The 18,553-nt window shown below is 46.2% G+C and carries 15 protein-coding genes; 2 read left to right on the top strand and 13 right to left on the bottom strand.

Annotation, left to right across the window (positions count from 1 at the left end; genetic code table 11):
* Nucleotides 1-5: 5 nt before the first annotated feature.
* The 9 genes from DWX84_RS05295 to DWX84_RS05255 all read right to left on the bottom strand — a co-directional run bounded on the left by DWX84_RS05295 (nt 6) and on the right by DWX84_RS05255 (nt 12,794).
* A complete protein-coding gene (locus tag DWX84_RS05295) occupies nt 6-1,211 on the bottom strand; it encodes an 8-amino-7-oxononanoate synthase (RefSeq protein ID WP_005864856.1) in 1,206 nt (401 codons plus the stop codon).
* Nucleotides 1,212-1,241: 30 nt separating this feature from the next.
* A complete protein-coding gene (gene bioA, locus DWX84_RS05290; RefSeq protein ID WP_121961167.1) occupies nt 1,242-2,522 on the bottom strand; it encodes an adenosylmethionine--8-amino-7-oxononanoate transaminase in 1,281 nt (426 codons plus the stop codon).
* Entirely contained in the window at nt 2,519-3,502 is a 984-nt protein-coding gene (gene bioB / locus DWX84_RS05285; protein ID WP_005864860.1) for a biotin synthase BioB, read from the bottom strand. The genes bioA and bioB overlap by 4 nt, the downstream gene beginning before the upstream one ends.
* 6 nt (nt 3,503-3,508) lie before the next feature.
* A complete protein-coding gene (locus tag DWX84_RS05280) occupies nt 3,509-3,973 on the bottom strand; it encodes a hypothetical protein (protein WP_121961168.1) in 465 nt (154 codons plus the stop codon).
* Between the two features lie 17 nt (nt 3,974-3,990).
* A complete protein-coding gene (locus tag DWX84_RS05275) occupies nt 3,991-5,646 on the bottom strand; it encodes a peptide MFS transporter (protein ID WP_005864865.1) in 1,656 nt (551 codons plus the stop codon).
* 26 nt (nt 5,647-5,672) lie between these two features.
* Nucleotides 5,673-6,740 (bottom strand): DUF4831 family protein, encoded by a 1,068-nt coding sequence (locus DWX84_RS05270; RefSeq protein WP_008773393.1) that lies wholly within the window; start codon nt 6,738-6,740, stop codon nt 5,673-5,675.
* Between the two features lie 160 nt (nt 6,741-6,900).
* On the bottom strand, nt 6,901-7,641 hold the full coding sequence (locus DWX84_RS05265) for an endonuclease/exonuclease/phosphatase family protein (protein ID WP_121961169.1): 741 nt from the start codon (nt 7,639-7,641) through the stop codon (nt 6,901-6,903).
* An 87-nt stretch (nt 7,642-7,728) separates the two neighbouring features.
* A complete protein-coding gene (locus DWX84_RS05260; protein WP_121961170.1) occupies nt 7,729-9,375 on the bottom strand; it encodes a RagB/SusD family nutrient uptake outer membrane protein in 1,647 nt (548 codons plus the stop codon).
* A gap of 17 nt (nt 9,376-9,392) precedes the next feature.
* On the bottom strand, nt 9,393-12,794 hold the full coding sequence (locus tag DWX84_RS05255) for a TonB-dependent receptor (protein WP_048927649.1): 3,402 nt from the start codon (nt 12,792-12,794) through the stop codon (nt 9,393-9,395).
* An 81-nt stretch (nt 12,795-12,875) separates the two neighbouring features.
* Between DWX84_RS05255 and DWX84_RS05250 the strand changes: the two genes are divergently transcribed.
* Both DWX84_RS05250 and DWX84_RS05245 read left to right on the top strand, forming a co-directional pair.
* Nucleotides 12,876-13,133 carry a sigma-70 family RNA polymerase sigma factor gene (locus tag DWX84_RS05250; protein WP_048927704.1) on the top strand — a complete coding sequence of 86 codons (258 nt, stop codon included), beginning with the start codon at nt 12,876-12,878 and terminating at the stop codon, nt 13,131-13,133.
* A gap of 82 nt (nt 13,134-13,215) precedes the next feature.
* Nucleotides 13,216-14,085, top strand: coding sequence for a FecR family protein (locus DWX84_RS05245; protein ID WP_048927650.1), 870 nt, complete (start codon nt 13,216-13,218; stop codon nt 14,083-14,085).
* A gap of 116 nt (nt 14,086-14,201) precedes the next feature.
* Here the strand turns inward: DWX84_RS05245 and DWX84_RS05240 are convergent, their stop codons facing one another.
* The 4 genes from DWX84_RS05240 to DWX84_RS05225 form a co-directional block, all read right to left on the bottom strand.
* Complete coding sequence (locus DWX84_RS05240; RefSeq protein WP_008778163.1) at nt 14,202-14,492, bottom strand: RNA polymerase sigma factor; 291 nt, start codon at nt 14,490-14,492, stop codon at nt 14,202-14,204.
* 97 nt (nt 14,493-14,589) lie between these two features.
* Nucleotides 14,590-15,444 (bottom strand): sugar phosphate isomerase/epimerase, encoded by an 855-nt coding sequence (locus DWX84_RS05235; RefSeq protein ID WP_048927651.1) that lies wholly within the window; start codon nt 15,442-15,444, stop codon nt 14,590-14,592.
* 21 nt (nt 15,445-15,465) lie between these two features.
* Entirely contained in the window at nt 15,466-16,980 is a 1,515-nt protein-coding gene (locus DWX84_RS05230; RefSeq protein ID WP_005854795.1) for a Gfo/Idh/MocA family oxidoreductase, read from the bottom strand.
* A 29-nt stretch (nt 16,981-17,009) separates the two neighbouring features.
* Nucleotides 17,010-18,278: a DUF1080 domain-containing protein gene (locus DWX84_RS05225; RefSeq protein ID WP_048927652.1), complete on the bottom strand. Its 1,269-nt coding sequence runs from the start codon at nt 18,276-18,278 to the stop codon at nt 17,010-17,012.
* Nucleotides 18,279-18,553: the final 275 nt, after the last annotated feature.

The following is an 18,553-nucleotide window of genomic DNA, read 5'->3' as shown; positions in this document are numbered from 1 at the left end:
ACATACTATCTATCCAGTTCTCTATCCGGGGGGGTAGAGACGGGGCGTGTCCCGGTGGGAGACGAGGTACGCCCCGTCTCTACAATCAGTTGATGCATATTTTTTATCGTGAGGTTTGCCGTAAGGGAGAAGCGGATACGGGAGGTACCTTTGGGCACTGTCGGCGGGCGAACCGGGAGACAGTAGAAGCCTTTTCGTTGTAGCTCTTCCGCTTTCCGTACGCAATCCTCGCTCTCTCCCACGATGAAAGGGATGATGTGGCTTTGGCTGATCTCGCCACCTTTGCTCGTTAAAGCTTCCGCTAACAATCGGCTATACGCTAGAAGATTCTCCCGTTCCTTCGTGAACGAGGGGAGTTGCTCCCAGATGAAGGAAGTCCATGCGATTTGGAACGGTGGCAGGGCCGTACTGAATATGAGCGGTCGCATCGTATTGACCAGATATTCCCGTATCGTATGGGAACAAACCAAATAGGCCCCCATAGATGCTAACGCCTTGCCGAAAGTACCGACCAATAGATCGATCTCTTGGATACAGCCTTGTTCCTCGGCGATACCTAGCCCCGTCTTTCCACGGGCTCCGATGGCATGAGCCTCGTCTACGTACAATAGGATATTGGGATATTGCCTTTTGATAGCTATCAGGCGGTTTAAATCCGCTACATCCCCGTCCATGCTGAAAATGCTTTCGGTCAAGATGATGATCGTCTCGTATTGACAGGCGTTCTTTTGTACGAGGCGTTCCAGTTGGTCATAGTCGTTGTGGCGGTAACGGAGGAATGGGGAGCCACTCAACAAGATGCCATCGATGATGCTGGCGTGCACCAGCTTGTCGGCGAGTAATAAGGTCTGTTTATCGGTTAAGGCCGGGAGGATTCCGGTGTTGGCATGATAGCCGCTATTGAAGATCAATGCGGCTTCCCGGTCGAAGGAGCGGGCGATCTGTTTCTCCAGTTTCGTATATACGGAGAAATTACCCGTTAGCAAGCGGGATGATGAGGAGGAGTAGGGATAGAAGCGGTCTTGTGTGGATGCTTGAAACTCCTCTTGTAAATCCTGCCGGCTGGCTAATCCAAGATAATCGTTGGAAGAGAGATTCAGCATACGCATTCCCTCTTTTAATATCCATATTCCTTGATGCTCGACTTCCGGTAGGTGCCTAAGATTCCCGGAGGCTCGTAAAGCCGTAAGTTGCTCGTTATATGATTTCATATATCTATATATTACCCGGTTGTAGATATGTTAATTATGCGTTAATACTCTCAATAATCCGGAGGTTAGTCTGGATAGTTCATACGTGGAGATAACGAAAGGAGGCATGAGATAAACCAGCCGTCCGAATGGACGTACCCATATCCCTTCCTCTACGAATCGACGTTGCAATACCGCCATATCCACCGGATGCTTCATCTCGATCACCCCGATCGCCCCCAATACCCGTACCTCAGCGACTTCAGGCAGCTTGGCGGCTGGCGCTAACTCCGCCCGCAATTGTTCCTCTATAAGCTTCACTTTCTCCTGCCAATGACTGGCGATCAATAAAGAGATCGAGGCCGAAGCGATAGCGCATGCCAAGGGATTTCCCATAAACGTAGGTCCATGCATAAAGCATCCCGCCTCGCCGGAACAGATCGTGTCGGCTATCGGCTTTGTCGTGATCGTGGCGGAAAGCGTAAGATAACCTCCCGTCAATGCCTTTCCGATACACATGATATCGGGTTCGACTCCCGCATGTTCCCATGCGAACAACTTTCCGGTACGCCCGAAGCCAGTCGCTATCTCGTCGAATATCAATAAGACGTTATACCGGTCGCAAAGTTTCCGGGCACGAACGAGGAAAGTGGGGGAGTAGAAATACATGCCTCCTGCCCCCTGTACGACCGGTTCCAAGATCAAGGCGGCGATCTCGTCGGCATGCCGCTCTAGTAAATCCCGCAAGGGAGCCATGGCCTCCTCTCTCCATTCCTCGCCGAATCGGACCGAAGGTTGAGGTATGAAGTATTGGATGGGTAGGCTTCCGGAGAAGATCCCATGCATACCTGTCACCGGATCGCATACCGACATGGCGTGCCAAGTATCCCCGTGATAACCGCTACGGATCGTGGCGAAGGTATGTTTTCCCGGTATGCCTTTGGACTGCCAGTATTGGATCGCCATCTTTAAGGCTACCTCCACGGCGACCGAGCCGCTATCCGCTAGGAATATCTTTTCTAGGGAAGGGGGCAATAGCGGTAGTAATTTAGCGGCCAACTCGACAGCCGGCTCGTGCGTGAATCCCCCGAACATGATATGGCTCATCTTATCCAGTTGGGTTTTAGCCGCCGCGTTAAGTACCGGATGGTTGTATCCGTGGACTGCCGCCCACCAAGAAGACATTCCGTCTATTAGCTCCCTGCCGTCCGCAAGGGTTATCGTTACGCCCTCCGCTTTGGATACCAGATAGACGGGAAGTGGATCGATGGTCGAGGTGTAGGGATGCCATAGATGATCCCGGTCGTATTGTAAAAGTTCGGTTGTTGTCATTTTTCCCAATCGGTGTTTTCGGTGAGTGAATAGCCTTCGGAGGTAAATAAGACTTTGTCTTCCTCTACCTTGCTTCCGATAGTCGTTAATAAGTCTCCGATGATCGCAGAGTTAATCCCTATATATAGGGATTTCCGTTGCGTGGCCTCGCTTAATTGTGCCCGTCCGCCGGAGAAACGGAGAAATGCGTTCGGATTGATCAAGCGGAAAAGGGCGATCGTTGTTAGCCATTCCTCTTCTTCTAGGATCTGTGTATTCTCCATAGGAGTTCCCGGTATCGGCTGTAATAAATTGAGAGGGATGGATAAGATACCTTCTTTTTGTAAGAAACAAGCCATCTCGATTCGCTCCTCCATCGTCTCGCCCATGCCGATAATACCACCGCAGCAGATGCGGAAACCGATTTCCCGGGCGGTATGGATGGTTTCCATCTTCTGCTCGATCGTATGCGTGGAACAAAGTTGACGGAAATAGGAAGGGGCGGTCTCGATATTGCAGTGATAATTCTCCACTCCGCTATCGTAAAGCGATTGGAGTTGGGAGCGGGTTAGCAATCCCATGGAGGCACAGCATTTAATATCGCTTTGCCGCTTGATTTGCCGGATCGTATCGGTGATCTGTTCCAATTCTTTATCCGATACTCGCTTACCGCTAGTCACCAAGGCAAAACGCCGGATGCCCTGTTTCCGGTTATATACCGCATGATAGACACATTCCTTGGCCGGAAGCAAAGGATATAAGTTTACGAGGGTCTTGTAATGTCCCGATTGTGCGCACCATTTACAATCCTCGCTGCAATTACCGCTTTTGGCGTTGATGATGGAACAAGTGTCGAACTTATTCCCCATAAAATGGCGGGTGATTTGGTGGGCGGCCTCGTAAAGCGCCTCTTTGTCCGGGTGATTCGCCAAGCTTAAAGCCTGTTCCTCAGTAATCTTCCCACCCTCTAGGATGTACTGCTTTGCTTCTTCTATTGTCATTTTCTCTCATTTAATAATTCCGTGTATATATATACCCAGTTGTAGAGACGGGGCGTGCCCCGTCTCTACAACCGGATGGAAATAAGAAAGGCGGGAAGTATCCGAAAGAATACTTCCCGCCTTTACTATATTATATAATGTATAGTGAGCTACACGATGAGCCGGATGAGCGATCTCATTTGATACCAATACCGGGAGTAATGCCGTAAACAGTCCATGCGATACCGCAAGGCTCCGTTTGTTCTCCTCGGTATTCTCCCTCTCCTCGTCATCCTCTTCGAAAAATCCGTCCGTGAACGTACCGATACCGGTATGTAAAGACTGGTTCTTTTTCTCGAAGCGATCGGCTACAGAAAAGGATAATTGTCCGATCGTAACAGCCCTCTGTACACTGATGAAAGCCGCATACGCCTTCCGGCTCCATCTTCTGAAACGGAGTGCCTGCGAACGATATGTATACGACTTTCTCATCCTCTAATTTTCAATTGTCAAGCCACTTTATCCAGTTTCTTCATGATAGAGAACATGAACAACGCGGACAGTAAACAAAGAACGATCAACACGCTCCATACCATCCATAACTGCATGCCTCCCCACAAATAGCCGATGATAGCGACCAGATAGTTACCGATAGCCGTAGCCACGAACCACCCACCCATCATCATACCTTTGTATTTAGGAGGAGCCACTTTGGATACGAAAGAGATACCCATCGGAGAAAGCAATAATTCGGCGAAGGTCAATACCAGATAAGTCGAGATCAACCAGTTCGGAGAAACCAATACCTGCAATTTGCTATCTGCCGCTAAAGCGTCCGGTGTAGGCAAGCCCATAGAACCGATCGCTAAGATCAAGAAACCGCAAGCGGCGATCATCATACCCAATCCGATCTTACGAGGAGCGGACGGCTCTTTCTTCTTATTAGCCAGGTAACCAAAGAGCGCCAATGATACCGGAGTCAATACAACCACGAAGAACGGGTTAAATTGCTGGAAGGTCTGCGGAAGGATCGTTACGGTTTCCGGCATAGCCATATATTTGATACCTAGAGCGGCTAATGCGGCCACGGTCACGATGCCGGCGATCGTTTTGCCTTTGCTCGTTGTGGATTGTGCGATAGCGAATCCTCCATACACGGCGATAACCAATAATGTTAAGTTAATCACATCAAAGCCGATACGATCCAGTCCGGTCACTTGGTTGGCCGTATAGTCGCGAGCAAAGAACGTCATTGTCAGACCATTTTGATGGAAAGCCATCCAGAAGAACAATACCACGGCGAATACCAGCAGCAAGGCGGTGATACGTTGTTTCGTCTCGGCAGGTGACAATTCCTCTTGCGGAGCGTGGGAAGCCTGTGCTTGTTTGGTATTGACATCCGCATGCTTAAAGGTAGAGCGGAATCCCATATAGATAGCCATCGATATGATCAATGAGATACAAGCTACGCCGAATCCATAGTTGTATGCCTCGGACAACTTCTCGATATACGTGGAACAGAACGTAGCCATATCGCCGGTGAAACCTTGTGCGCTTTGCAGAGCGGCGAGTGCCTCTTTGTTCTCTGCGGAGATGGTTCCGTTTAAGAATTGGTGAGCGAGTGCCGGAATTTGTGACTCGTAGAAAAGGTTATACTTACCCAACATCCAGTCTGTCATTTTAGTGGCAGCCGTAGGTGCGTACATGGCACCGATATTGATCGCCATATAAAACAAACTAAAGGCTTGGTCACGTTTACTTCTATATTCCGGGGCATCATAAAGATTACCTACCATCACTTGTAAGTTACCTTTAAATAATCCGGTACCGCAAGCGATTAGCGCTAGCGAGCCGAACATCATGATTTTTCCCGAGGCGGCATCTGTTGGGATGGCTAATAAAAGATAACCGACAAACATGATGATGATACCCGAGGTAACCATCTTTCCATAACCGAACTTATCGGCCATCATACCGCCAATCAATGGCATAAAATACACGAACGCTAAGAAGCTAGCGAAAATCGTTGATGTCTCAGCGGCCGTATAGCCGAATTTCGCTTGCAAGAATAATGTGAAAATCGCAAGCATCGTGTAATAACCGAAGCGTTCGCCCGTGTTCGCGAGTGCTAGGGCATAGAGACCTTTAGGTTGTCCTTGTAACATGTGTTTTAGATAATATTAGTTTATACTTATTGAATAATTTGCTTTATGGCGCCGGTTTCCGGATAGAAAAGAACCTTGACAGGGGCTTTCTTATCCTCAAACATAACAGGGGCTAATCCTTCCCGTGTTCCGAATTGAGTGATTTGGGCCTCTCCTTTGTAGAGTGTTTTTTTGTTCATTAGTATTTCTATGCTGGCTTTTCCCGGAACATTGTAGACGATTCCTTTCAATGATTTGTCTTTCTTCTCGGCTTCCTTGGCATCAAGGATCGGAGCTCTTTCTGTCGCTTTCAAGTTCATATAGACAGGGGTACCGCCCAAATCGTCAGCGTCTACGATACCTAGCTGCTTGGAGAAACGGAACAATACTTCTTTGTCTAGGTTGTCGTGAGGGATAATGCTTACCTCATAATGCTCGGTTTCTTTGGTCAAGATTCCGGTGAATAGGTTTGTTAATGCTTTTTCTTGCTCCTCCAATTGCTGGATCACCAGTTTCATGGCTTCACCATCGGGGGGTAAATTATCCGCCTCGCCGGTCAAGATGTTCAAACGGCTTTCCCGGATACGGTAAATTTGTTTAGCGGCCACCTCCGCTTGTTTGGCGGTGGAGCCTGCCATTAGTAATTCCTCCGAGAAAACGGAAGCGTCTGTCACTTTTTGCTGAGGACCTTTATTTTTCTTTACAGCATCTAGCTCGGATTCAACAGGCGTATATTCTGCGTTTATCGAGCATAATAATCCATCTTCGGTAAGATAAGCGTAAGGGGCGACCGTACCTTGCTTGAATTCTACGATATAGGTATTATCCGCATCGGGTAATCCCCGGTTGATCAGACTGATTTTTCCGAGATCGAAATAAACCTTGTCTTCCGTGACTGCATCCTTTACGCCTAGATACTTCTCTGCATATTGATAGTAAGGCCCGGCTTTGCAAGTTACTTTCGTCACTTCTGCATCAACGACTAGCGAGGTCTTGGGTAACGAGTAGGTGATTCCGAAATTATTGGCTTTTACGGCGTTCTTTTTTACCACCTTGGTTTGTGCCATAAGCGGCATCCCGAGGAGTAAACTAGCTATAATGATTATATTCTTCATATCCCAGTTTATTTTAATTCTGTATATTATTGCGCAAAACTAGGAAATATTTTGCTTAAAACCAATTGGAAGTATTCTTATTGCATGAAAATCCCGGACAACATTAAGAATTTCTAGATTCGCATTGTTCGGGATTCTGAGGATGTCCGGGGGAGAAAGCTTAAAATAGCACGTCTATATAGATCGGCAGGTGATCGGACGACTGGATATCGATCACTTGGTCGTTGATAATCCTAAATTCATGCTTTAGGTCGCCGAAGATATAATCTAAACGCAAACGGGGATGATCCGAGGGGTAGGTCTCTAACGTAGGGTCGGATAAGAGCCTCCACGTTTGTTTCATCGCCTTGAATTCCTTAGAGTCTGGCTCCATGTTGAAGTCTCCGGTGATCAGGATTGGTTTGTTTTCGCTTTTCATCGTCTCATTGATGAGTCGTATAGAGGCCAGGCGAGAGTCTGGGTCGAGCGAGAAATGTGTGTTACACAAGGTATAGTTCGGATATTCGAGACAAAGGAAGGTACGTGGCTCTTCCTTTCCCGGCAGGGGTATGTATTGGTAGCTGCGAGGTTTCTTGCGGGAGAGTGCGGCGATTCCGTATAATCCCTTAGAACGTTCTGTGGCGGGTGCGAAGATTGGATACATGCCGGTCAACCGTGCCAATTCTGCATATTGGTTGATCCATCCAGAGCGTTCGCATACACTGTCCACCTCTTGTAGCCCGACATAGTCCGGCTGGATCTTGTTGATCACTTCAGCGATTCGCTTCAAATTGGTCTGTTGGTCCATACCGATCCCGATGCGGATGTTGTAGCTCATGATTCTTAACGATTGTCGTGTCTTGCATAGGCCACTTCCCAAATTTAGGAGGGCGATGGTTAGGAGAAATAAGATTCGTTTCATGGATTTCTAAGGTATTTCGTGAATAGAAACCCCCGCAGACAACAAGAAGGACTATCTGCGGGGGGCTACAGTTATAAAAATTGAAGATTAATAATTATCGTTCTGTGTTAATGCGCCTCCTACATAGTCGATCTCGCTTTGTGGAATCGGGTAGGGGTATGTCTTATCGGTGACGAGTGTCCCGGCACCGGAATACTTGCCCTCATCAGTCTTGCCGAATTTCTGCATCGTAGATACGAAGGTGCCCCAGCGAATTAAGTCGTAGAAGCGTAATCCCTCGCCTGCAAGTTCGATACGGCGTTCGTGGCGAACGGCGGCACGCAGATCATCGGAAGCTTTCACTTTATACTTAGCGTTGAAAGTATCCTCGGTCACTCGATCGCTCTCCTTGAGATTGAACTTACGGTATTTTGCGTAGCTATCTGTCAAGGAGGTTGTCACGAAGGCACGGTAACGTACTTGGTTGATCAGGTCCGCCGCCAGTTGTTTGTCGCCACCCGTCTCGATCAGGCATTCAGCGTACATCAGCAATACATCGGCATAGCGGATGTGATAGTGGGTCCAATCCGTGTTCAATAAATCGTTTAGTGGCCGTCTGGAGAAGTCTGGATACTGCTTGCGGCTGTGTTGCTGTGGGAAATTGTCGTAGCCGGAATAGTCGTGTACCTCTTCGGAACCATCGTTCTTGACGAATATATCGCCGGATGACAATACCGTGTGTACCAAGCGTGGATCGCCTACCTCATATTCGTCTACCAAATCCTTCGTCGGACACTCGCCGCCCCATCCGCCGGCAATACCGCGACCGACATTCATTTGTGGACAAACGCTACCGCTAGTGTAGCTAGGAATGTAAGAGCGCAGGGTGATGAAGACGGACTCTTTTGACATATAGCCCTCTGTGGCGTTATTGAATAGCTTCTCGTAGTCATCTACTAATTCATAGCTTCCGGATTCGACAACTGCCTTCAGGTCTTTCAGAGCCTCTCCGTAGTTGCCGTAGAACATCAATACCCTAGCACGGAAAGCCATGGCGGCCTCTTTGGTGATTCGTCCAATCTCGCTGGTTGGAAGGCTTTTTGCATTAGGTAGATTAGGTTCGGCAATTGCGGTGTTCAGGTCTTTCAGGATAAAGTTCATGACCTCCTCCTTGCTGGATTTCGTGATCGTACTTTTGTCGACGACTTCCAGGGGCTTGTCAAGTAGTGGAATATTCTGGAAGATTGTAGCTAGGTCGTAGTAATAGAACGCACGCATGAATTGAGCCTCTGCGATCCATCGCTGTTTGGTTTCTGTGCTGACCAAGCCTCCGGCATCATCGATCAATTCTGATTCAGGTGTGATTAGCGATAGGAATACGTTGCAGGCTGAGATCGCTGTTTGGTAGCGATGAGTCCAAAGGTCGGACAAGACTTGATTAGTCGCCATTGGTGTTCCGCGGGCGATTTCCGTGATACGAACGCGGTCTCCTGCATCAGAGCCGCCTTTGGAGCAGTCGTCGCTCAATTGATCTCCCAAGACAAATTTCATGTCCTGATAGTTCCAGCTATCCTGTAAGGGCTGATAGCAATTGACCAAAAGTTTGTAGCCGGCATCCTTGGTACTCAGATAAGTTACCTCATCCAATGTTCCCAATGGCGGGCGGTCTAGAAAGTCGCTGTTACAGCTTGTCGTAAGGGCACCGACGCATGCGATCGATACAAGTAATTTCCCTATGTTAACTATAGATTTCATAATAATTCATTTTAAGATTATAATTTCAAACTAAGACCGAACATGAATGTACGCGGTTGCGGATAGAATCCCATATCACAGCCTTTGTAAAGAGGCGAGTTATTGATCTCTCCGATCTCAGGATCTAGTCCGGAATAACCGGTGATCGTGAATAAGTTCTGTGCGGCAACAAAGAAACGAAGGTTGTTGATCGTGATCTTCTTAGTCCATTCGGACGGAAGCGTATAACCGATTGTCAGGTTCTTCAAACGAACATAAGAACCGTTTTCCACATACCAATCGGACATTTCCAAGTTCATGCGGCTATCCGCATCGATTGCGAAGTTCTCGTTTGTACTACCTGGTCCGTTCCAGTAGGTTGTTAATATATCTTTCGGAGCATTGTACCAACCGGTACCTGAATAGATGTCATATTTCAATATGTTTAAGATGTCGTTGCCGACTGATCCTTGGAAGAAGGCGGAAATGTCGAATCCTTTCCATTCTGCGCCTAAGGTCAAACCAAAGGTGAAGTCTGGATGAGGATTTCCTGTCATCGTGCGGTCTTCGTCGTCTAGTTTACCATCTTTGTTTAAATCTTGGAACTTTAAGTCGCCCGGCTTTGCGTTTGGCATTACCATTTGACCGTTGTTCTTGTAGTTGTCGATCTCTTCTTGGGTCTGGAAGACACCATCGGTTTTATATCCGTAGAAATAACCGATCGGTTGTCCTGGCTCTGTCATCGTATAGGAGAAGTATCCTAGATGGATGCCTTTACCCGGAATATTCGCTCCACTGCCTAGGCTTTTTACCTTATTTTTATAGGTGGATACGTTTCCGTTGATATGATATTGGAAGTCGTTCCCGATCTTACCGTCGTATCCTAGCGTTACTTCAAAACCTTTATTGCTTACGCTACCGGCATTCATCCACGGCGTGTTGGGGAATCCTAGTGAACTGGGCACGGGTACTTGCACCAACATATCACTTGTCTGACGGTCAAAGTAGTCGAAGGTTGCTCTCAAGGAACCTTGGAAAAAGGCCAAATCCAATCCGAAGTCCAGTTGGCGAGTAGTCTCCCATTTCAGATCCGGATTACCCACCTGCGTACGTCCGGCATACAAGTTCGTCTGATACGGATTACCGAAGAGGTAGTAGCTACCATTTCCGAATGTATTCATATAGGCTCCGGAGGAGATAGTCTGGTTACCGATCTCACCCCAAGCTGCTCTTAACTTACCTTGTGACAGCCACTCAAGGTTATTCATGAAGCTCTCTTCCGAGAAATTCCAACCGGCGGATACGGAGGGGAAGCAACCCCAGCGATTACCATCCGCAAATTTAGAGGATCCATCCCAACGGATATTGGCTGTGATCATATAACGGTTGTCAAAGGAATAAAATACACGACCGAAATAAGAATTCAGCGTACTTGTGGCGTAGTAGCCTGATGCGGCGGGATTCATGGTACCGGCGTTGATGATCTGCTGGTTCGGGTTGTTGTTGACCTGTCCTTCTTTATAGGCGTAGATCTCTTCGTAGCGTTCTTTCTCCGCGGAGGTACCGACCATGGCTGTTACCGCATGTTTGTCGAATTTTTGATTGTAAGTTAGGTAATTGTCGAATACCCAGTAATCTTTATTCGCTACGCTCCGACTGGCGCCCGCATAAGTGGAGTACTCATCTCCATCCAGATAGTAAGAAGGACGGAAAGAGTCGCTTTGGTTACGGACTAAGTCAAGAGCGATACTGGATTTGAAGGTTAAGAAGGGTAACAACTTGACTTCGCCGGAGATATTACTTTTCGTGGCGATCCCGTGCCATTGATTTAATGCGGAGCGGTCTACCTGTCCAACCGTGTTCGGTTTGTTTGAGTAAATCACGCCTGTATAGCGAGACCAAGGATTGGTCGGCTCATAACCACCCATAATCCGGTTTTGCAAGAAATCTGGGATATCCACTAGGTTGTCGCGATATACCGGAGTGATTGGGTCTGCCGCAAGGGTACTGAACACGGTTGCTGTGTAAGAGTTATTCTCATCTAGGTTGCGCCTGGATTCGTACGTGACGTTCACATTTGCGGAGAGGTTCAACCACTTGGTTACCTCAGAGTCTACGTTCAATCGACCGGAGAGGCGTTCATAGTCGGAACCTTTCAAGATTCCTTGTTGATCCATATAGCCAAAGCTAGCACGGTATCTGAGTTTCTTCATACCTCCAGAGAAAGCTAGGTTGTAATTCTGACTGATAGCTTCCTTGGGTTTACGGGTACTCTCTTTCCACCAATCCGTACCGGATCGTCCTCCGTTTTTCCCTAGGAAAGTAAGGATCTGCTCTCGCTTCTCTGATGTGGCGAAATCATCGATCAAGGCTTTCCCGGATGCGGCGTAAGCCCGGTTCTTATATTCCATGAAACCTTCGGCGTCTAGCATGTCATACGTTTTCACTACATCTTGGAAACCAATGTTCATATCAAACTCGATGTTGCTTCGGTAACTCTCGCCGGAAGCTCCTCGCTTTGTGGACACTAGGATCACACCGTTGGCAGCACGGGCACCATAGATCGCTTGTGCGGAAGCGTCTTTCAATACCTCTATGCTCTCGATATCACGGGCATTTAACCAACCGATATCACCTTGAGGTAGACCATCTACTACATACAACGGATCATTATTATTGATAGTACCGACACCACGGATACGGACATTACCGAGTGAACCTGGGCTACCGGAACTAGATGTTATGGTTACACCGGCTGCTTTTCCTTGCAAGGCGTCGGCAGCGCTGCGAAGCGGTAGGTTCGAGATCTCATCTCCTTTTACTTGAGAAACAGCTCCGGTTAAATCTCTTTTCTTGAAGGAACCGTAACCAACAACTACTACCTCATCCAACTTTTGAGTGTCTTCCGCTAAAGTGACGTTGAGGTTACTTTTATTGCCTATGTTGATACTTTGTTGGAGATAGCCGATGTACGAGAATTCAACGGTAGCGTTGGAGGGAACATTCTCTAGAATGTAGTTTCCGTCCATATCGGTCATAGATCCGATTGTCGTACCTTTCACTACAACGTTTACTCCGATCAGAGGCTCCCCATCTTGTCCTACTACTTGTCCGGTTAGCCGTTTGCGATTTTGGTTGGTGGATGGCAACTCCGTATCTTTCATGGTCTTGTTGGTAAGTACTACGTGATTCTTGACGATCTTATACGTAATATCCGTACCTCTAAAGACATTGTTTAATACTTGTTCTATGGATTCTTCATGGATATTGACATCAACCCGTTTATTCAAATTGATTTGATTGTCATTATAAAAGAATTTATATTCACTTTGGTCTTCAATCGCCTTAAAAACTTCAGTGATAGTTCCTTTTGTGATATTTAAGGATATAATTTGTGCTGATGCCGCTACTGTGTACGGCTGGAAAAAGGTTAAGCACAAACCTAAAAATAATGATTTTTTCAGGGTTCTGTAATTAGTTCTACCGGAACCATTGACATTCCCCGATATGAAATATCAGAGATGGATAAACAAGAGGCTGTGGAAGATAATGATCCTTATTCGATACTTAGTATTTTTGAAATAGAACGAATCACGGAAAATACGATAGAGGAATTACCAGATCAATGTAAATCCATTTTTAAATTGAGTCGTATAAATGGACTCAAGAACCAAGAGATCGCAGATAAATTGGCTATCTCCGTCCGTACAGTGGAAACACAGATATATAGAGCCCTTAAGATTTTGAAAAGTAGATTGAAAGACTATCTGGTTTCTTGAAAAAATATAATACAAAAATCTATCAATCTTGTAAGTAGCACATCGTTTTGAAGTGTCATACATATAGAATCGAGAAAAAACAATGAAAGAATATATAAAAAATATAATTGCGGAAAGTCTCAAAGACGAAGTAGATGTTGATAGGGAGTGGGAGCGTTTGTTTTCATCCATAGAGAAAAAAACTATTTCCAAAATGAAAACAAGAGGGCTATTCCTTCAATACATGAAATATGCCGCTGCCGTGGTTTTGGGCATAGGTATTTCACTATCAACGTTGTATCTTACGAATCAAGAGAACTTATCGACAGTTGGAAATTATAAATTAGTAACGAGCAAAGGAGAGAAGAGCTATTTGCAATTACCGGATGGTACGAAGGTTTGGCTTAACTCTTGTACAACTCTAGAATATGCGGAGAACTACGGCCATTCCAATCGTAGCATTTATTTGGATGGAGAAGCTTATTTTGAAGTCGCAAAGAATAAAGACTTACCATTTGTTGTAAAGGCAAACGGTATCGATGTGAAAGCGATTGGTACGGCCTTTAATGTTTCCGCTTATATGGAAGACTCGCAACTAACCACAACCTTGTTCAATGGCAAGGTCGCCGTACAACCTACGTTGACTAAACAAGAGGTCTTACTTGAGCCTAACCAAGTGGCGGTTTATGATAAAAGTAGAAATAAGATAGAAGTAGTGCCTTACGATAAGAAACTATTCGCTCAATGGAGAGGAGGTTTCTTGTCTTTTGAAATGATGTATCTGCAAGATATAACAAAGTTGTTGGAAAGGAACTATAACGTTGTGTTTCGTTATGAAAATCAAGGGATAAAAAAATTAAGGTTTAGCGGAAGTTTCCGTAACAACGAAGATTTATCGGAGATTCTCAATGTGATAAAGACGAATACGGGCATTCGCTATCAAATACTGAAAGATACTATAGTAATCAAATAATAAATCATTGAATTATTAATCTTAAAAACAGTCTTGCTTATGAGAAATGGATGATTTTTAGTGTAATACGGATAAAAACGTAACATTGTTAGATCTTATTATTAATCTTAAATTTATTAATTATGGCTAATCAGATAGGGAGTTCCGGTAGAACGAAGGTAATTGAGGCATTCGTTCTGTATAGCCCTGTATAAATAAGCGTTTAAAGACGTGTGAATATCGATGTTCTCACGCTTTTCCCAGAAGCGGAGGAAGACGTTTTGTAAGATGTCTTTTGCGTCTTCCGGGTCGGGGATAAATTTTCGGCAATGTATATAAAGTTGGAGATAAACAGACTTGAACAGGGTATTAAAGGCGGCTATATCTCCTTGTTTGATCAATTCGATTATTTTGTTGTCAGATGCCATTTTATTCCCGTGTATTATTAGAAAGGTGGAGCGTATAGGCAAGGAGAACATTCCTTGGGCCTATACGCTTACTGCCTGTCAATTAATGCTGACCCTATTATAAGATTTCGTTTGCGGTTTTATTGAAATATTGGATACATTCTTTAATATCCGGTACTGAGTTTTCCCAGTTGTATTCATACTCGATAGAGAATACTCCCTTGAAATTCTGGGATTTGAGTTCTTTCAACATTTCCTTTACATCTAGGATGCCTGTGCCCCAGATCACGTCGTGCTGCTCATTCTCTCCTGCTTTTTTCGGGGCGATATCCTTGAAATGCAAAGAGATGATTCGACCTTTGAGTTGCTTTAAGCAATCAATCTGGTTTAGCCCCTCCCGACGCCAATGCCCCACATCTGAACAAGAACCTAGCAAGTGGCTGCGTCCGGAAATGGCTTTCAACAAGTTCTCCGGTTTCCAATACTCGGAAGGCTGCGGGTGATTATGGACGGAGATCTTAATGTTGTATTGCTTGGACAATTTTTCTACCAGGTCCCAATCGCTTAAAGCCGGTTCGCAAGTAATGAACTCTAGGTCCATCGCTTTCGCGAATTTGAACATCTTTTCCCAATCGGACGACTTTTCGGCTACATACACCCCGGTTCCTACGATCTTGATACCTTTGGATGCCGCAAGCTCCTTGATCTCTTTCTGAGTTTGTGCATCGAGGTTAAAATCGAATACTTTATCTCCCCATTTACCACCGAGCTTATGGCCGGGATAAATCTCGATGTATTTCAATCCCAGTTCTTGTGTCTTATCGAGAGCTTCCGTCAAAGGGAACAGGTGGAAACTATAGGATTGCATCCCTAGACGCCATCCGTTCTTCTCGGCCTTCGTTTGCGCTTCGGTTGGAATAGCCAATAGGCAGCAAACGATCGCTATCATTATTTTATAGATATGTCTTATCATATTCGGTTGTTATTAAAAGGTTTATCTTGGCATATCCGGCAGAGAGAAACCGTTGTTATACGTATGCTTGATCCATTCGTTGGCCATCTCTGCGGCGTTAAACTCGGCGAAGCGACGGTCGAAACGCGGATCTCCGTCAATTACCTTGAAATCATCCACCGTGACGATCTTGATCTTATCGTTCGGGGAGATGTTCGTAAACCGCATATTCTCTCCATCCCATTGCAACTCACGATGCAAACCTTGCAGTCCGGAGAGGCGAACGGCCAAGACTCCCATCACGACCATCTCGTTGAACGGACCGGAGAACTGGAAGTTGGATGAGGCTTCCGTACGATTTTCCGGGGATTCCTTACATGCACGGATCCAGTCTTGCTCATGGGCGTTGGTAGACCATATGTCTCCATTGCCACCTTTCACTCTCGGGATCGTCGGTTTGGGCTGGTTGAAATGTTCCATGTCGGAAACCGGTAATAAGGTCGGGTTCATTCCGTAACAGCCTGTCATGATCTTTCCTTTCGTTCCGATGAAGATGATACCGCCGTTCTCGTCGCCCATCATCTGCCCGTCTTTCAATTCTTCCGGACGGGGAGGCATCAAGCCACCATCGTACCAATAGACTTTTACTTCCGGCATCTTGACATTTCCTTTGGGCGGACGTGCGGGGAATGTATACGTTACGATCTGTGCGTGAGGAGGGGAGTACAGATTACTCAAAGTCGAGCTGCCGATTACGCTGGTCGGATATTTTAAGTCGAGTGCCCAATACAACGGGTCCATGATATGGCAAGCCATATCGCCCAAGGCCCCGGTTCCGAAGTCCCACCATCCACGCCAGTTCCAAGGGGTATAGACCGGATTATAAGGCCGCTTTTGAGCCGGGCCGATCCATAAATCCCAATCCAGTGTCTTCGGGCACTTCGGGGTATCGTTCGGCTTCATCAAGCCTTGGGGCCAGATGGGGCGGTCTGTCCAACAATGTACCTCATATACATCGCCGATTACGCCAGACTGTATCCACTCCGCGATCTGCCGGCACCAGTCGAATGAGTTACCTTGGTTACCCATTTGGGTGGCTACCTTATATTTCTTCGCCAGTTTGGTAAGCAAACGCGATTCGTAAACGGAGTGGGTAAGCGGTTTTTGCGTATAGCAATGCTTGCCTAGCGTGATTGCGTGGGCGGTCACGCCGGCATGTGTATGGTCTGGGGTGGCTACCATAATCGCGTCGATGGACTTACCCATCTCATCGAACATGACACGCCAGTCTTTAAAGCGTTTAGCCTTCGGATAGTCCTTGAAGGTCTTGTCCGCATAGTGCCAATCTACATCGCATAAAGCTACGATATTCTCCGTGTTCATGTTGGCGAGGTTACGACGTCCCATACCGCCGACACCGATACCCGCGATATTCAGTTTGTCACTAGGAGCTGTATAGCCAAAGGATTTACCGAGCACGGAACCCGGAACGATCGTTAGTCCGGCTGCCGCTACGGCTCCGGTCTTGAGGAAACTTCTTCTCGAAATGTTTTTCATAACTATTAAATTTTAAGAAAACGATAATTCTATAATGTTTGTAAATGAAGGTTGCGCCAAAGAACCTTGATGCCGCCACCATCATGTATTTGTAATGCGATGCGCCCTTGACCGGCTCCGATCTTTTCATCCCGGATGTTTACCATCTCCTCTCCGTTGAGCCAAGTCTGTACATTATCTCCTTGTACCCGGATACGCATCGTGTTCCACTCTCCTTGTTTTAGGATGTTCTCCTTCTCGTCCGGGATCTGTATCAACCATCCTCGTCCGTAGGATTCGTAGATACCGCCCGTGTCAAAGCCTTTGGGGGCGACTTCCACTTGCCAGCCGTTTACCTTTACATCTTTTTCTTCTACAAAGGAACGAATAAATACGCCAGAATTACCATCCGCTTCCTGTTTAAATTCCACGGAAAGGTCAAAATCGTCGTAATATTCCCGGGTGGCTAGATAGCCGTATTGTTTATCCGGGCCACTTTCGCATATTAATAAACCATCTTTTACATACCATAATTCTGTGCCGTATTTATCCCAGTTCGTAATGTCCTCGCCGTTGAATAAACGAGCCTCTCGTGTCTTGCGGGGAAGTTCCTTGATCTTGATATTACGGAACCATGCGGGATAACCGTGGTCTTGCAAACAAATCAAGCCTTTATGCGCTAATCCGTATTCAGGAGCGTTCGCCCATTTACCGCTGTTCTTACGGGAGAACCAATCATCAGACCATGCATCGAACTCTACGGTTTTGTGCCCGTTCATAAAGTAGGTGACATGTCCGTTGTCAAAAATAATCTTAGAGTTGTTCCATTCGCCGGCCGGATGTACTTTTATCGTGTTGAAGTCCGGTAAATACATCGCGTAATCCACTCCGCAACGTTGCCAATCTTCCAATGGCTCCGCGAAATTGATATCATCAATCAATTGATACTCGGGGCCGGTAACGTAGGGAACCGGGAATTGAGGACGTTCTACCACATGATATAATAAACCGCTATTTCCTCCTTTCGAGATTTTCCAGTCCCACGAAAGCTCAAAATTCTCATAAGCCTTGTCGGTGACGATGTATCCGCTGGCATCGCTACCTTGCCCGTCCGCTTGGATGGTTCCGTTTACAACTTCCCAAGGTCCGGTCAAGGCGGTTCCGTTATAATCCCGCCAGCCATCCAAGGTTTCCCCATCGAATAGAAGTTCCCAACCTTCCGCTTTCTCTTGTTCGGTCAATGTGTTATGCTTCGTGTTATCACAGGCGATTAAACCGAAAGCAGCTGTCATTACGAACGATACGATTGTTATTTTCATGTACGTATAGCTTTATTGTTAATACAAATTTGTCGGTGTTTTATATATGAGACAACTCTGGGGCAAGGGATACGTAAGCTCTTTTTCCTTTTTTATTTATTTTAACGGAAGTGTATGGCAATCGGTCATTTATTAGTCGGCAAACGCAGTAGTACTGACTTTGCCAAGTAATATATACTAACATCGCCAACGCAGTATATCTGATTTGGATACACTAAATACATTATATGATGTAGCCAAATGTTGCTGTGACTATGCCTAAATTTACTTCACAG

Origin of the sequence: Parabacteroides sp. AF21-43, from assembly GCF_003635435.1 — a bacterium.
In the GTDB taxonomy this organism is placed as follows: domain Bacteria; phylum Bacteroidota; class Bacteroidia; order Bacteroidales; family Tannerellaceae; genus Parabacteroides; species Parabacteroides distasonis.
Note: the sequence above shows the minus strand (reverse complement) of the source record. Positions and strands in the feature narration are given on the sequence as shown.

What these genes read in the sequence shown, in the direction of transcription:
- DWX84_RS05295 (WP_005864856.1), bottom strand. Translation starts at nt 1,211, where the DNA reads ATGAAATCATATAACGAGCAACTTACGGCTTTACGAGCCTCCGGGAAT.
- bioA (WP_121961167.1), bottom strand. Translation starts at nt 2,522, where the DNA reads ATGACAACAACCGAACTTTTACAATACGACCGGGATCATCTATGGCAT.
- bioB (WP_005864860.1), bottom strand. Translation starts at nt 3,502, where the DNA reads ATGACAATAGAAGAAGCAAAGCAGTACATCCTAGAGGGTGGGAAGATT.
- DWX84_RS05280 (WP_121961168.1), bottom strand. Translation starts at nt 3,973, where the DNA reads ATGAGAAAGTCGTATACATATCGTTCGCAGGCACTCCGTTTCAGAAGA.
- DWX84_RS05275 (WP_005864865.1), bottom strand. Translation starts at nt 5,646, where the DNA reads ATGTTACAAGGACAACCTAAAGGTCTCTATGCCCTAGCACTCGCGAAC.
- DWX84_RS05270 (WP_008773393.1), bottom strand. Translation starts at nt 6,740, where the DNA reads ATGAAGAATATAATCATTATAGCTAGTTTACTCCTCGGGATGCCGCTT.
- DWX84_RS05265 (WP_121961169.1), bottom strand. Translation starts at nt 7,641, where the DNA reads ATGAAACGAATCTTATTTCTCCTAACCATCGCCCTCCTAAATTTGGGA.
- DWX84_RS05260 (WP_121961170.1), bottom strand. Translation starts at nt 9,375, where the DNA reads ATGAAATCTATAGTTAACATAGGGAAATTACTTGTATCGATCGCATGC.
- DWX84_RS05250 (WP_048927704.1), top strand. Translation starts at nt 12,876, where the DNA reads ATGGATAAACAAGAGGCTGTGGAAGATAATGATCCTTATTCGATACTT.
- DWX84_RS05245 (WP_048927650.1), top strand. Translation starts at nt 13,216, where the DNA reads ATGAAAGAATATATAAAAAATATAATTGCGGAAAGTCTCAAAGACGAA.
- DWX84_RS05240 (WP_008778163.1), bottom strand. Translation starts at nt 14,492, where the DNA reads ATGGCATCTGACAACAAAATAATCGAATTGATCAAACAAGGAGATATA.
- DWX84_RS05235 (WP_048927651.1), bottom strand. Translation starts at nt 15,444, where the DNA reads ATGATAAGACATATCTATAAAATAATGATAGCGATCGTTTGCTGCCTA.
- DWX84_RS05230 (WP_005854795.1), bottom strand. Translation starts at nt 16,980, where the DNA reads ATGAAAAACATTTCGAGAAGAAGTTTCCTCAAGACCGGAGCCGTAGCG.
- DWX84_RS05225 (WP_048927652.1), bottom strand. Translation starts at nt 18,278, where the DNA reads ATGAAAATAACAATCGTATCGTTCGTAATGACAGCTGCTTTCGGTTTA.